General features: G+C 71.3%; 16 protein-coding genes and 1 pseudogene. 6 read left to right on the top strand and 11 right to left on the bottom strand.

The window, feature by feature from the left end; translation table 11 throughout:
• Positions 1-209: 209 nt before the first annotated feature.
• The 11 genes and pseudogenes from tkt to AB0C59_RS32600 form a co-directional block, all read right to left on the bottom strand.
• A complete protein-coding gene (gene tkt, locus AB0C59_RS32650; RefSeq protein ID WP_363011082.1) occupies positions 210-2,423 on the bottom strand; it encodes a transketolase in 2,214 nt (737 codons plus the stop codon).
• A gap of 149 nt (positions 2,424-2,572) precedes the next feature.
• Positions 2,573-3,409, bottom strand: a complete 837-nt coding sequence (locus tag AB0C59_RS32645) for a Rieske 2Fe-2S domain-containing protein (protein ID WP_363011149.1) — start codon at positions 3,407-3,409, stop codon at positions 2,573-2,575.
• A 255-nt stretch (positions 3,410-3,664) separates the two neighbouring features.
• Positions 3,665-3,931, bottom strand: coding sequence for a DUF4235 domain-containing protein (locus AB0C59_RS32640; RefSeq protein WP_363011080.1), 267 nt, complete (start codon positions 3,929-3,931; stop codon positions 3,665-3,667).
• A gap of 96 nt (positions 3,932-4,027) precedes the next feature.
• On the bottom strand, positions 4,028-4,156 hold the full coding sequence (locus tag AB0C59_RS32635) for a hypothetical protein (protein WP_363011078.1): 129 nt from the start codon (positions 4,154-4,156) through the stop codon (positions 4,028-4,030).
• 5 nt (positions 4,157-4,161) lie between these two features.
• On the bottom strand, positions 4,162-5,187 hold the full coding sequence (locus AB0C59_RS32630; protein ID WP_363011147.1) for an iron-containing redox enzyme family protein: 1,026 nt from the start codon (positions 5,185-5,187) through the stop codon (positions 4,162-4,164).
• A 5-nt stretch (positions 5,188-5,192) separates the two neighbouring features.
• A complete protein-coding gene (locus AB0C59_RS32625; protein ID WP_363011076.1) occupies positions 5,193-5,384 on the bottom strand; it encodes a CDGSH iron-sulfur domain-containing protein in 192 nt (63 codons plus the stop codon).
• Positions 5,385-5,403: 19 nt separating this feature from the next.
• On the bottom strand, positions 5,404-6,096 hold the full coding sequence (locus tag AB0C59_RS32620) for a HemK2/MTQ2 family protein methyltransferase (protein WP_363011074.1): 693 nt from the start codon (positions 6,094-6,096) through the stop codon (positions 5,404-5,406).
• A 36-nt stretch (positions 6,097-6,132) separates the two neighbouring features.
• Positions 6,133-6,282, bottom strand: a complete 150-nt coding sequence (locus AB0C59_RS32615) for a hypothetical protein (protein ID WP_363011155.1) — start codon at positions 6,280-6,282, stop codon at positions 6,133-6,135.
• Between the two features lie 60 nt (positions 6,283-6,342).
• Positions 6,343-6,506 (bottom strand): annotated as a pseudogene (locus AB0C59_RS32610) (LLM class F420-dependent oxidoreductase); the annotation flags it as partial.
• 37 nt (positions 6,507-6,543) lie between these two features.
• Positions 6,544-7,704, bottom strand: coding sequence for a glutathione-independent formaldehyde dehydrogenase (locus AB0C59_RS32605; protein WP_363011072.1), 1,161 nt, complete (start codon positions 7,702-7,704; stop codon positions 6,544-6,546).
• A 118-nt stretch (positions 7,705-7,822) separates the two neighbouring features.
• Positions 7,823-8,512, bottom strand: coding sequence for an HAD family hydrolase (locus tag AB0C59_RS32600; protein WP_363011070.1), 690 nt, complete (start codon positions 8,510-8,512; stop codon positions 7,823-7,825).
• Positions 8,513-8,847: 335 nt separating this feature from the next.
• Here AB0C59_RS32600 and AB0C59_RS32595 point away from each other — a divergent pair, with 335 nt between their 5' ends.
• The 6 genes from AB0C59_RS32595 to AB0C59_RS32570 are packed head-to-tail and all read left to right on the top strand — an operon-like array spanning position 8,848 to position 12,590.
• A complete protein-coding gene (locus tag AB0C59_RS32595; RefSeq protein WP_363011068.1) occupies positions 8,848-9,030 on the top strand; it encodes a hypothetical protein in 183 nt (60 codons plus the stop codon).
• Positions 9,027-9,479: a monovalent cation/H+ antiporter complex subunit F gene (locus tag AB0C59_RS32590; protein ID WP_363011066.1), complete on the top strand. Its 453-nt coding sequence runs from the start codon at positions 9,027-9,029 to the stop codon at positions 9,477-9,479. The genes AB0C59_RS32595 and AB0C59_RS32590 overlap by 4 nt, the downstream gene beginning before the upstream one ends.
• Positions 9,472-9,738 (top strand): hydrogenase subunit MbhD domain-containing protein, encoded by a 267-nt coding sequence (locus AB0C59_RS32585; protein ID WP_363011064.1) that lies wholly within the window; start codon positions 9,472-9,474, stop codon positions 9,736-9,738. The genes AB0C59_RS32590 and AB0C59_RS32585 overlap by 8 nt, the downstream gene beginning before the upstream one ends.
• A complete protein-coding gene (locus tag AB0C59_RS32580; protein WP_363011062.1) occupies positions 9,735-10,481 on the top strand; it encodes an MnhB domain-containing protein in 747 nt (248 codons plus the stop codon). The genes AB0C59_RS32585 and AB0C59_RS32580 overlap by 4 nt, the downstream gene beginning before the upstream one ends.
• 7 nt (positions 10,482-10,488) lie before the next feature.
• The gene (locus AB0C59_RS32575; protein ID WP_363011060.1) at positions 10,489-10,839 is read left to right on the top strand and encodes a sodium:proton antiporter; all 351 of its coding nucleotides are present in this window, start codon (positions 10,489-10,491) and stop codon (positions 10,837-10,839) included.
• Positions 10,839-12,590, top strand: coding sequence for a proton-conducting transporter membrane subunit (locus AB0C59_RS32570; protein WP_363011058.1), 1,752 nt, complete (start codon positions 10,839-10,841; stop codon positions 12,588-12,590). The genes AB0C59_RS32575 and AB0C59_RS32570 overlap by 1 nt, the downstream gene beginning before the upstream one ends.
• The last annotated feature ends 145 nt before the right edge of the window (positions 12,591-12,735 follow it).

Genomic DNA, 12,735 nt, shown 5'->3' with positions numbered 1-12,735 from the left:
CATCGGAGCAGGAACTCGCCGTCATTGATCCGTTCGAGTGCTTCCTTTGGACCGACCGACGGATGTCGTAAAGAAGCCCATGCGCCAACAAGCCCCCCAAGCACGGGCGGTCCTGAACCAGACCGTCGCGCGGTCCCCGGGAACGACCGAGGGCCGGTTTCGGATGTCTCCGAAACCGGCCCTGCCGTACGGGGCGGCGATCACCCCCGTCACGACGTACCCGATCGATGCGAGCCTCCGGCGAGGGTGGGACGGTGGCCGCCGGGACGCGGAGTCCGCCGGGTGTCGCGGATGCTGTCGTGGGCTGCCGCGGCGATGGCCTCGGGCGTGATGCCGAACTCGGAGTAGAGGCGCTCGTAGTCCGCCGAGGCGCCGTAGTGCTCCAGGCTCACGATCCGCCCCGCATCGCCGACCACGTCGCGCCAGCCCTGCCCCACGGCGGCCTCGACACTGACCCGGGCCTGCACGTCCGGCGGCAGGATGTGGTCCTGGTAGTCCAGTGGCTGAGCGGCGAACCATTCCCGGCACGGCATCGACACCACGCGTACCGCGACCCCGTCCGCTGCCAGCAGGGTGCGGGCCTCAAGGGCGAGGTGCACCTCGGAGCCGGTGGCGACCAGGATGACGTCCGGTGCCGCACCGTCAGGCCCGTCGGCCAGGATGTAGGCGCCGCGGGCCGCCTCCTGCGCGGGGGCGTACTCCCCGCTGTCGCGGTCCAGGACGGGCAGGTTCTGGCGGCTGAGGACGAGTCCGGCGGGATGGTCGGGGTGTTCGAGAATGGCGCGCCAGCACGCGGTGGTCTCGTTGGCGTCGGCGGGCCGCACCACGTCCAGGCCGGGGATGGCACGCAGTGCGGCCAGGTGTTCGACGGGCTGGTGGGTGGGACCGTCCTCGCCCAGGCCGATGGAGTCGTGCGTCCACACGTAGACGGCGGGCAGCCGCATCAGTGCCGCCAACCGCACCGCGGGCCGCATGTAGTCCGAGAACGTCAGGAACGTGCCGCCGTAGGGGCGGGTCAGGCTTTGCAGGGCGATGCCGTTGAGAATCGCGCCCATGGCGTGCTCGCGGATGCCGAAGTGCAGGGTGCGTCCGTACGGGCCGCCCTTGTAGCCCTTGGTCTGGCGGCCGGCGGGGACGAAGGACGGCTGGTCGCCCATGGTGGTGTTGTTACTGCCGGCCAGGTCCGCGGAGCCGCCCCACAGCTCCGGCAGCACCGGGGCCAGAGCGGTGAGGACCTCGCCGGACGCGGCGCGGGTGGCCATACCTTTGTCGTCGGCGGGGAAGACCGGCAGGACATCGCTCCAGCCGTCGGGCAGCCGCTGCTCCTGCAGGCGGTCCAGCAGGGCGGCACGCTCGGGGTTCGCCGTGCGCCAGGCCGCGAACCTCTCGTCCCACTCCTCGTGCGCCCGCCGACCGCGGTCACAGGCTTCGCGCGTCCGGGCCAGGACGTCGTCCTCGACGGTGAAGTGCCGTTCTGGGGCGAAGCCCAGCAGCGACTTGGTCGCGGCGACCTCCTCCTCCCCCAGCGCGGACCCGTGGGCCTTTCCGGAGTTCTGCTTGTGCGGAGCCGGCCAGCCGATGAGAGTGCGCAGCACGATCAGCGAGGGCCGGCCGGATTCCTCCTGGGCGGCGCGAGTGGCCTCCAGGACCGCATCGACGTCTTCGACGTAGGTTCCGGTGCGAGTCCAGTCGACCGTCTGCACATGCCAGCCGTAGGAAGCGAACCGCGCCGAGACGTCCTCGCTGAAGGAGATGTCCGTGTCGTCCTCGATCGAGATGTGGTTGGCGTCGTAGAAGACGACGAGGTCGCCGAGTTCCTGGTGGCCCGCCAAGGAGGCGGCCTCGCCGGTGACGCCCTCCATCATGTCGCCGTCGGAGGCGATCACGTAGACGTGGTGGTCGAAGGGGCTGGCGCCCGCCTCGGCATCCGGGTCGAGCAGTCCGCGCTCGCGGCGGGCCGCCATCGCCATGCCCACCGCGCCGGCCAAGCCCTGCCCCAGCGGGCCGGTGGTGATCTCCACTCCTCGGGTGTGCCGGTGCTCGGGGTGCCCCGGCGTGCCCGAGCCCCAGGTCCGGTACGCCTGCAGGTCCATGAGCTCCACACCGAAGCCGGCCAGGTAGAGCTGGATGTACAGGGTCAGACTGGAGTGTCCGCAGGAGAGCACGAACCGGTCGCGCCCCAACCACTGGTCGTCGTTCGGGTCGTGCCGCATGACGTTCTGGAACAGCAGGTACGCCAGCGGGGCAAGGCTCATCGCCGTACCAGGATGGCCGTTGCCCACCTTCTGGACCGCGTCGGCCGCCAACAGCCGCACGGTGTCCACCGCCCGTACATCCGTCTCGTCCCACCCCGCGAGCCGGGCCACCGGATCGGCCGGTGACCTGTCGCGCCGCGATGTGCTGCCGGGCTGCTGGCTCGTCATGCCGTTGCTCCTTCGTCAAGCCATCGTGACGTCGATGCGGTGCGGGTCCCCGGCTTTGCCCCCCCCTCACTCCTCATTCCTCACCCAGGCCAGGATCCGACCATGACAGTCAGCCGACAGGAGCCTCCGGTCGACGAGGGCGGGCGTGGTCAGGCTGTGGCGAGACGGACGGCGACGGTGCCGTCCGGAGTCACGCGGCACTCGAAACAAGGCTGCGGCGCGGTCGCCGGCCCCCGCACGTTCGCACCGTCCGAGAGCCGGAACTCGCTTCCGTGCCAAGGACATACGACGCAGCCGTCCACGACCTGGCCTTCGTGGAGCGGCCCGTCCAGATGGCTGCAGCGGTCGGCCAGCGCGTTGAGCGTGCCGTGCTCGTCGCGGACCACCAGGAGGGGCACCTCGCCGGCCGTCCGTCGCACCGGTTCCCCGACCGGGAAGTCGTCCAGCACCCCGATCCGGTGCCAACCCGGTTCGACCAGGACCGGCACCGCTTCCGCGTGGTTGACACCCGCGGCCTGGCGATAGGCGAGATGACCGCCCAGCGTGCCCCCGACCGTGGCGATCGTCAGCCCTCCGAAACCCAGTGCGCGTCCCAGCAGACCGCGGCCTTGGAAGCGGGCTGCCAGGGAACAGGCGTACACGGTGACGGCCGCGAGGTTCGTCGCGGCGTGGACGAGGCCCACCCGGGACTGGCGGGGTCGCTGTTCCGCCCAGTCGACCCAGCCGCTCAGGGCCGCCGGTGCCGCGCCGAGCAGCCCGACCGCGACCAGGCGGCGGGCCGCACGCCCCTCCCCGGGAATCAGGTCGAGAACCGCGGCGGAACTCCAGGCACCGATGGGCACCTGCACCAGAACCGGATGCAGCGGGTGACCGAGCCACAGGCCTCGCAGGCCGTCACGGAGCCGGCCCATCGGGACACGCCGGACGACCTCGCGCACATATCGGGCAGGCCCGTCCAGCCACTCCTGGTCCTCGACGGCTTCCATCGCGGTGACCAGAGTGCTGTTCAGGGGTTCCCCTTCCCTGCTGGGCATGCTCATGAGGGACACCTCTCCTGTTTCCAAGGGGGACCGCGCTTCCCGGAGAGGACCCGGGTACCCCCGGGGCGGTTCCCAGAACCTTCGCCCTGCCGTCCAGCCTCTCGTACGGCGCGGGAGGCAGCGTTCGAGAGCGCAGCCCCGGACGACGATGCGGTCTGGTCGATTCGGGTTCCGGAGTGAGCGTGCGCCGGACGGGGACCGTCAGCCGGGCCAGACTCCGGTCAGGCGGCGGACGGCGGCGGCCCCGCCACGGTCGACTGCCGCTTTCGTCCCGGCTAAGATCGCGCCCTGCAGCGAAGCCGCGAGCAGCACCTCGCGCCAGGAGCGCTCCTCGTCGGTGGCGTCCGGGGCGTCGTCGTCGTGACCGAGCATCTTCCACGTCCGCTTGAACAGTGCTCTCGCAGCCATGCCGCCGGCCATTCCGAGCGCCAGACCGACCGGCTTGTAGGCGATCTTCGACGCCTTCACCCGGGTCACCCCTTCCCGTTCTCGACCGTCTGCTCGGGCATCGGCAGTCGGCGTGGCAAACCTGCCTCCCCTCACTCATGGCCGGTACGGCGACGCTCACACCCGGCCCATCGCGGCGTGGACGCGCCGGAGCGCCGTCCCGTCCCGCACCTCGATGTCCATGACGCCGCGTCCACACGCCATGGTCTCGCGGCGGAACCCCTCCATATCCGGCGGCTCGGGCATGACCGTCATCCATCGAGACCGGGACGCCTGAGCGCGCTGTCGCCCCGGCGCCACGCTCCGAGCACAGTCGTCGCCAGACGCCGGTCCAGTTCCTCGGTGGCGGCCACACCGAACACGACGTCCGGCTCCAGGCCGGGCTCGTCGTCCAGCAGTCCGCCGATCACCTCCCGGCGCACCACCTGTTCGTGTACGGCGTCGGCCTCGACGTGTTCGGTGTAGAAGCGCTCGGCCGCGGGACCCGCGCCGGTACGCCGCATCGCCTGGGCCAGGCGTCCCGAAGCGGGCGACGAGGTGATCTCGACCGAGGCGAAGTGCCCGACCAGCGCGCCGCGCCAGGACCGGTGCAGCCCGAACAGCGACATGAGGTTGACCGGGGCCAGCGCCTGGGCGGGAGCAACATCGACATAGTGGCCGTACGCGGTGTCGAGCCCGAGGTCGGCCATGAGGTCGGCGAACAGCACCGCATGGATGTCCTCGGCGCGTCCGGCTCCGAACTCGTCGTACTCCACGGCCACCATGCCCGCCTTGGCTCTGCCCCGCAGCCTCGGGATGACCCACGCGTGCGGGTCCGCCTCTTTGAGGTGGTACAGCGACCGCAGAACCGCGTACTCCCGCAACTGCCAAAGCTCACCGTGGCGTTGGAGGTAGTGGCTGACACTGGTGGGGTCGCCGCGCACCGGTTCCGCCAGGAGGTCGTCCAGCGCCTCGCACACGGATCTGCCGTCCCCGTCGAGATCACGTCGCAGGGCACCCGTGACATGGTCCTCGAGAGCCGAGCGCAGGCCCAGCAGACGGGGATCCCACTCGCGGCGTGGGTCGACCCCCGTGAGTCCCTGGTAGTGCAGCTCGTACAGCATGTACAGGCAGAGCTGTACGTCGTCGCCGTACGGATCCGCCTCGGTCACCCCGTCCGATCCCGGCAGCCCCGACGGGCCTTCCGTCAGGTCGGTGGCGAGGGCCGAGGACAAAGGGCCACGTGGAAGCGGCAGTGGCGGACCCGTCCACGTGGGCAGGTGCGCGGACCGGATCATGGCGATCACGCCTCCTCGCGCCGGGCTCCCGGACACCCGGCGGACCGGCGGCGATGGCTGGTGTCGCACCACGGGTGGATGGCGCTGCGCCCGCAGGTGCAGAGCGCGACGACGAACCGGCGCGACACGGCCACTCTGCCGTCGGCGAGGGTGACCTCCACCGGACCCGGGATGAGCAAGGGGCCGTCCTCGGTCATCACGACACGGCAGGGTCGGTCAGATCTGCTCGGCACGGATGATCACCAGCTCTTCGAGTTCCTGCTCCGGCGCGATCAGGTGGTGCTCACGCAGCCAGGCACGCCGTGCGCGCAGGACGGGGCCGAAGGGGACGCGCGTGCGGTCACTGACGGTGGCTCGCAACCCGGACCTGGTCAGGCTCCGCAGCGTCGTGTCGGTGCCGCTCAAGCCGGACTGCACCATCAGCAGGACACCACCGGGACGCAACACCGATGGCACCTCCGCACAGATGCGGTCGAGGACCGCCCGCCCGTCGTGTCCCGCGTCCCAGGCGTCGCTCGCCCTGGCGCGGTGGCCGGCGTCGCCGGTGGCGGACGGTGCCGGCCCCGGAGCAGGCACATAGGGCGGGTTGCTGACCACGAGGTCGAAGGTCCGGCCCCGTACCGGCGCCAGCAGGTCTCCCCGCCGTACGTCCAGGTGCTGCCTCGCCCGCAGCGCGTTCAGCCGGGTGCTCAGCACCGCCCGCCACGAGATGTCCGTCGCGGTGACACGGGCACCCTGGCGCGCCGCGCAGACGGCCAGCGTCCCCTCGCCCGTCCCCAGGTCGAGTACGTTCACCCCCGGTCCTGGTGACTCCCGGCGCAGAGCCCGCTCCAGGAACCAGGTGTCGGCCTGCGGCGCGTAGACCCCCGGCGAAGGGGCCTGGGCCACGACCTTCCAGCGGATCCTCATGCGTGCACAGCGCTCCGGGTCCTGATCGTCCGGCGGTCACTTGCTCTCGGTCGGCGGCGGCTCCGGGTCGTCGCCCTCGGCCCGCACGTCCGGCGGGGTGGGCGCGATGGTGGTCCGCTGCTCCGCGGACCGCTCCCTCGTCTCCTCGTCGACCTGCGGGGTGTCGCGCTTTTCCGAGGCACTCATGGGTTCGCCCCTCTCGTCGGATCGGATCCGATGACCTCCCGGCGCCATCGCGCGGCAACGCAAGGACCACGCGTACGAGGCGTGCCCCTGCTCGGCGAGCCAGGGAAAGCAGTGGTCGGACGTCACCGAGAAGTCGAAGCCGACCTGCTCGGCACGGACGACAGACTCACCAGATCCCGGGGGCCGGCCTGCTCGGCCATCATCGTGTATCCGAATCGCACCATATATGCGCGAGTACCCGACCCGCCCGTGCGAAAACGGTCAGCGGGAGCCGTCGGGGTGCAGGATGACCTTCGTCCAGCCGTCGTCCCGGGCGTCGAAGTGTTCGTAGGCGCCCGGCGCCTCGTCCAGATGGAGTTCGTGGGAGACGACGAAGCCCGGGGTGGCCTCGCCGGCCGCGATCAGGTCACGCAGCGCGCGGTTGTACCGCTTGACCGGAGCCTGGCCGGTTCCCATCGTCTGGCCCTTGAACCACATCCTGCCGTAGTCGATCGGCACCTTGCCGTGTGCCTCCAACTCGTTCTGGGCCTCCGCTCCACCCGGGTCCTCGGGGACGAACACGCCGACGACGCCGATGGTTCCGGTGAACCGCACGGCGTCGATCAGCCCGTTGAGCGTGAGGGACGCGTCCTCGTGACCCTGGTCGTCGTGCGCCTGGTAGCCGACGCACTCGCACCCGTTGTCGGCGCCCAGGCCGAGCGTGGCCTCCTTGACGACCTCGACCGGGTCCTGCTCCGTGCAGTCGATCGGAATGGCACCGATCGCCTCGGCCACCCGGAGCCGATCCGGCTGACGATCGGTCACCCACACCCGCCCCGCGCCCTTGATGATCGCCGAGTACGCCGCCATCAGTCCTACGGGACCGGCTCCGTAGACGATGGTCTGGTCCCCCGGCTTGACGTCGGCCAACTCCGTGGCGTGGTAGCCGGTGGGGAAGATGTCCGCGAGCATCACGTAGTCCCTCTGGCGCTCGGCCGCGTCCTCGCCGAGGCGCAGCGCGTTGAAGTCGCCGTAGGGCACGCGGAGGAACTCGGCCTGGCCGCCCTGGTACGGACCCATGTCGGCGAATCCGTACGCGGCACCCGCCATGGCCGGGTCCGGCTGCATGGTCAGGCAGTAGTTCGTCAGGCCCCGTTCGCAGTTCTTGCAGAATCCGCAGGCTATGTTGAACGGGAGCACCACGTAGTCGCCGACCTGGACCTTGCGCACCGCTGGACCGACCTCGACCACGCGGCCCAGGTTCTCGTGCCCGAAGGTGCGCCCTGCCTCGAAGGACGTACGGCCCTCGTACATGTGCAGATCCGAACCGCAGATGTTCGTCGTGGTGACCTTCACCAGGATGTCGCAGGGATGCTCGATCCTGGCGTCCGGCACGTCCTCCACCACCACGGTCCGGGGACCCTCGTAGACCGCTGCTCTCATGATGCACCTCCCAAGGCGCTGTACGTGTCGCGCAGGTCTCACCCGCACCGCGGCGGGGCCTTCCGGGTACCCCGGAGGCTCGCGGTGCCACACGCCGGCTCCCCCGTGAGCTCGCGGATCACCTGAGCGGACTGCTGGACAGCGAGGCGAGCAGATGAGCCGGATCACCGAACACGGCCCCCGCACCGGCCTCCTCCAGATCCCTGCGGGGGATGCCTCCGCAGAGCAGGCCCACGCACCGCACGCCGGCGCGACTGCCCGCCCGCATGTCCCAGACGGTGTCCCCGACGAACACCGCACGCTCCGCCGGTACGCCGGCGAGTTCCAGCGCCCGCTCGACCGGCTCGGGGGCCGGCTTACCCTCCGCCACGTCGTCGGCGCTCGCGGTGGCCCCGATGGCGTCGTCCGCGTCGAGCGCTCTCCGCAACGCGGACAGTTCCTCCCCGCCGGCCGAGGTGGCCAGGACCACCGTCCACCCCTCGCCGGCCAGACGCCGCAGCAGACTTCCCGCGTCCGGCAGAGCCGCCAAGCGCTCGACGTATTCGCCGTAGAGCACCTTGTGGGCCGCACTGAGCCCCTCCGCCTCGTCACGGGCCGTGTCATCCCCGAGGAGGTGGGCGACGAGGTCCTCGGAACCCAGCCCGATCGCTCTGTGGATCGCATGCGTCGACACCCGGTGACCCGCCTGGCGGAACGCCTCCCACCACGTCACCACGTGCAGGTGGTTGGTGTCGACCAGGGTGCCGTCCACGTCGAGGACGGCGGCCCGTCCCGTACCGGTGCCGGTCCGGCCGTCATCCGCTGACATGAGAGACCACCTCGCGGCAGGCGTCGGCGCGTCCCGACCGCTCCTCGCCGGACCGGGTGACCCGCACCGCGTGGGATCCGGCCCCGGTGGCGGTGTGCGCCGGGATGTGCACGACCCAGCCTGCGACAAGCCGTTCGGCCCCAACTCCTCCTGAAGGTCCTCGACCACAGTGCGACAGAGCGCCCGAGTACCCGATTCACCCGTGGAAGGAACCTGCGCCGTGCCGGCGTGGTGTCCACGGGGCCGGAAGGGGTACCAGGTGCGTGCCTGCGCGTCGCCGCACCTCGTGACGGCGGCGGTGCTTGGATTCCGGTGAGCGAGGCGAGGAGGCGGGAATGACGTGGCGCACGGCGTTCTCCGCCGCGTTCGAACTGGTGGGCTGGTGGGTCGGGCTCACCCTGCTGTGGCTGGTGCTGATCGGTCCGGTCGACACCGTGGAAGGGGTGGTCGGGCTGAGCTGTGCGGCTGTGGGAGCCGTCGCGGCCCGGCTCGCGGGCCGGGCGGTGACCTGGCGTTGAACGGCTGGATCGCGGCGGCAGCGGCTCTGCTGGCCGTGGGAGGGGCTGTGGTCGTGTGGGCGGTGTCGACGGGGCCGCTGCCGCGCAGGGTCACGGCGCAGAACCTCGCCACTTCCGTGGCGAGCCCCGGCCTGCTGCTGCTCGCCCAGGGCTACGGCCGCTCCTCCTATGTGGATCTCGCGCTGCTTCTGGCCCTGCTGGGGCCGGTCGGCACCCTGGTGTTCGCACGGCTGCTCGCGGACGATCTGGCGGATGCCCGGCCCCCGACCCAGGGGCCGACCTGGGTGGCGGCAGGCGTGGGCGGGGTGGTCGTGGCCATGCTCTGCGCGGCTGAGGGTCCTGGGCGAGCCATGGCGAAGCTGCTGGTGACAGGCGCCCTGCTGATCGGTGGCAATCTCGTCGCCTCCCGTTCGCTCGCGGGCGGATTCCGGCAGGTGCGCGATGGCTGACGCGTTGATCGTCGTCGTGCTGCTGCTGGTGGCCGCGACCGCCACCGTCGCGGTGGCCACCCGTGACCCGGCTCGCCAGGCGCTGGTGCTGTCCGTGCTGGGCGTCGTCCTGGCGGTCCTGTTCACCGTGCTCCAAGCCCCCGATGTCGGCCTGTCGCAGCTGGCGGTCGGCTCTGCCCTCACCCCGCTGCTGATCATGCTGTCCGTGCGCAAGGTCAAGCGGCGCGCCCAGGGCGAGGACCGGAGCGCCGATCGGTGAGCCGCCGTCAACGCCTCGCCGTCCTGGCCGTCGGCGGTGCCGGCCTCGCCGTCCTGCTGATCCTCGCCTGCCTGGACCTCCCGTCGTTCGGCGGGGCGTGGCATCCCTACGGCGACCGGGCCGTGCGCGCCGCGCTCGCCCGGCACACCGCCAACACCATCGCCTCCATCAACTTCGACCTGCGCGCCTACGACACCCTCGGCGAGATGAGCATCCTCTTCGCCGCGGTCCTGGGCTGCGTGGTGCTCCTGCGCCAGGCTCGCGACGAACACCGCCAGGCGCCCGAACCGGCCGACGTCACGGCACCCGTGCGTCGCTACGCGCTCCTCGTCCTGCCCGTCGCCCTCGTCGTGGGCCTCTACGTCATCGCCCACGGGCAGCTCAGCCCCGGCGGGGGGTTCCAGGGCGGGGTGGTCGCCGCCACCGCCCTGCATCTGCTGTACCTCGGCGCCGACTACCGCGCCTTGGAGCGAGTGCGCCCGGTCGGCGTGTTCGAGGTCATGGACGCGGTCGCCGCATGCGCGTACGTGCTCGTGGGCCTCGCGGGTCTCCTGGTGGGCGGCTCGTTCCTGGCGAACACGGTGCTTCCCTACGGCACCTTCAACACGCTGTCCTCCGGCGGCACCGTACCGCTGCTGAACGCGGCCATCGGCATGGAGGTGGCCAGTGCCGTCGTGGTGCTGCTCGCCCGGTTCCTGGAACAGGCGGTCGAGATCGAGTCACGAACGCAGGAGGGGAGTTGAGCACCCGATGACGCACGTCCTCCCGTACCTGGTCGCCGTCTGGATCTTCCTGGTGGGCTGTTACGGCCTCGCCACCAGCCGGAACCTGATCCACGCCGTCGGCTGCCTGTCCGTGTGCCAGTGCGCGACGTATGTCCTGCTGCTGGCCGTGGGGTACCGGAACGGAGCGACCGCCCCGGTCTTCTCGGACCTCAAGCCCGGAAGCCGACCTCTGGTGGACCCCGTCGTTCAGGCGCTCACCCTCACCGACGTCGTCGTCGGCGCCACGGTCACCGCACTGCTGCTCGCGCTCGTCCTCCAGGTGGCCAAGCGTCACGGGACCGTCGATCCGGACGAGTTGAGGGAGCTCCGCGGCTGATGCGACATCTGCTCCCCCTGGTCCCGGTCGTGCCTCTGCTGGGTGCCATGGTGCTGGTGTCCGCGGGGCGCGGGCTGCCGCGCCGCGCGGCCGAGACCATCGCGTGCGCGGTCTCGGCGGGCGGGGCGGGCCTGGCACTGGTGATGCTGTCCCACTCCTCACGGCCCCTGATCGAGGACATGGGCGGATGGGCGCCGGACATCGGCATCCGCATGGTGGGGGACGGCCCCGCTCTCGGTCTCGCCGCCCTCGCCTCGCTGCTGACCTTCGCGGCGCTGGTCTACTCCTGGCGGTACTTCGCCGAGCCACCGCACCGCCACGCGGGTTCCTTCCCCGCGCTGATGCTGGTGTTCCAGGCGGGCATGTGCGGCTTCGCCCTGTCCGGAGACCTGTTCAACGCCTTCGTGTTCTTCGAGCTGATGGGCGTCGTCGCCTACGCGCTGACCGGCTACCGCATCGACGAGGCCAAGGCGGTCCAGGGCGCCCTGACCTTCGGCGTCATCAACTCCCTGGGCGCGTACGCCCTGCTGATGGGCATCGGCTTCCTCTACGCGCGTACGGGCGAGCTGGGGATGGCGCGCATCGGGCACGCTCTCGACGCTCACGGCAAGCCGGACGCCCTCGTCCTTACCGCGTTCGTCCTGGTGATGACGGGTCTGCTGGTGAAGGCCGCCGCCGTGCCGTTCCAGTTCTGGCTGCCGGACGCGCACGCGGTCGCCCCCACCCCGGTGTGCATGCTGCTGTCGGGCGCGATGGTGGAACTCGGCGCCTACGGTGTCTGGCGCGTCCACACGACCGTCTTCGCCGGGCCGGGCGGAATCCCCGCGCCCGACGTGGAGCGCGCCCTGGTGACCCTCGGCGCCATGACGGCGGCGGTCGGTGCCGTGATGTGCTGGTACCAACGGCACATCAAACGCCTGCTGGCCTACTCCACCGTCGCCCACATGGGCCTGTTCGTCATCGGTATCGGGGTACTCAGGCCGCAGGCCGACGCCGGAGTGGCGCTCTATGTCCTCGGGCACGCCGGTGTGAAGGCCGCCTTGTTCGCCTGCGCCGGGGTGCTCCTCGACCGGTACGGCAGTGTGGACGAGTTCGCCCTGTACGGCAGAGCCGTCGGCCGGATGCGCGGTGTGGGGGTCATGTTCGTGGTGGGTGCGCTCGGCCTCGCCGGGCTGCCGCCGTTCGGCACGGCCCTCGGCAAGTCCATCGTCGAGGAGAGCGCGGGCGGACCGCTCACCGCGCTGTACGTCCTCGCCTCGGCCCTCACCGCCGCCGCCGTACTGCGCATGACCGCGCGCGTGTTCTGGGGGCTCGGCCCACGCCCCGCCGACACCGACGGCTACGAGACCACCGGCTCCGACGAACGGCCCGAGACCGAGCGCAGACTCCACCGGATCCCGGACACCATGACGGCCGTGCCCGCCGTACTCCTCGCCGCCGCGTTCACCCTCGGGTGCGTTCCCGGTCTCGGCGAAGCGGTGGCTCACGGCATGGCGGGGGCGCACCAGGGTGCCGCCCCTGACTCGGTTCGCTGGACTCTGCCGGGCATCCTGCTGGGCCTGCTGTCCACCCTGCTCGCCCTGAGCCTGACCGCCGTGGCCGTCGCCCGCCCGAGCCGGGTGGCAGTCCCCGGCCGCGCCCGGCGTCTGCGCCGCCTCCAGTCCGGACACCTCGGGGACTACGTGGCGTGGCTGCTGCTGGGCGCCACCCTCCTCGGGGCCCTCGCCCTGCCTGGACTCCTGGGCGGCTGAGCTCAGGAGTCCAGGTCCCCGGAAATGACCGAGGGCCGGTTTCGGATGTCTCCGAAACCGGCCCTCTTCTACGACTCGATCGCTGGGGTGTGAGGCCGACCGTCCGCACGTCCCAGGAGGGCGGCCCATGGATCTCCTCGCCCAT

The organism is Streptomyces sp. NPDC048664 (assembly GCF_040650555.1).
In the GTDB taxonomy this organism is placed as follows: Bacteria; Actinomycetota; Actinomycetes; order Streptomycetales; family Streptomycetaceae; genus Streptomyces.
The sequence above is the reverse complement of the archived record's forward strand: the minus strand, read 5'-3'. Positions and strand labels throughout refer to the sequence as shown.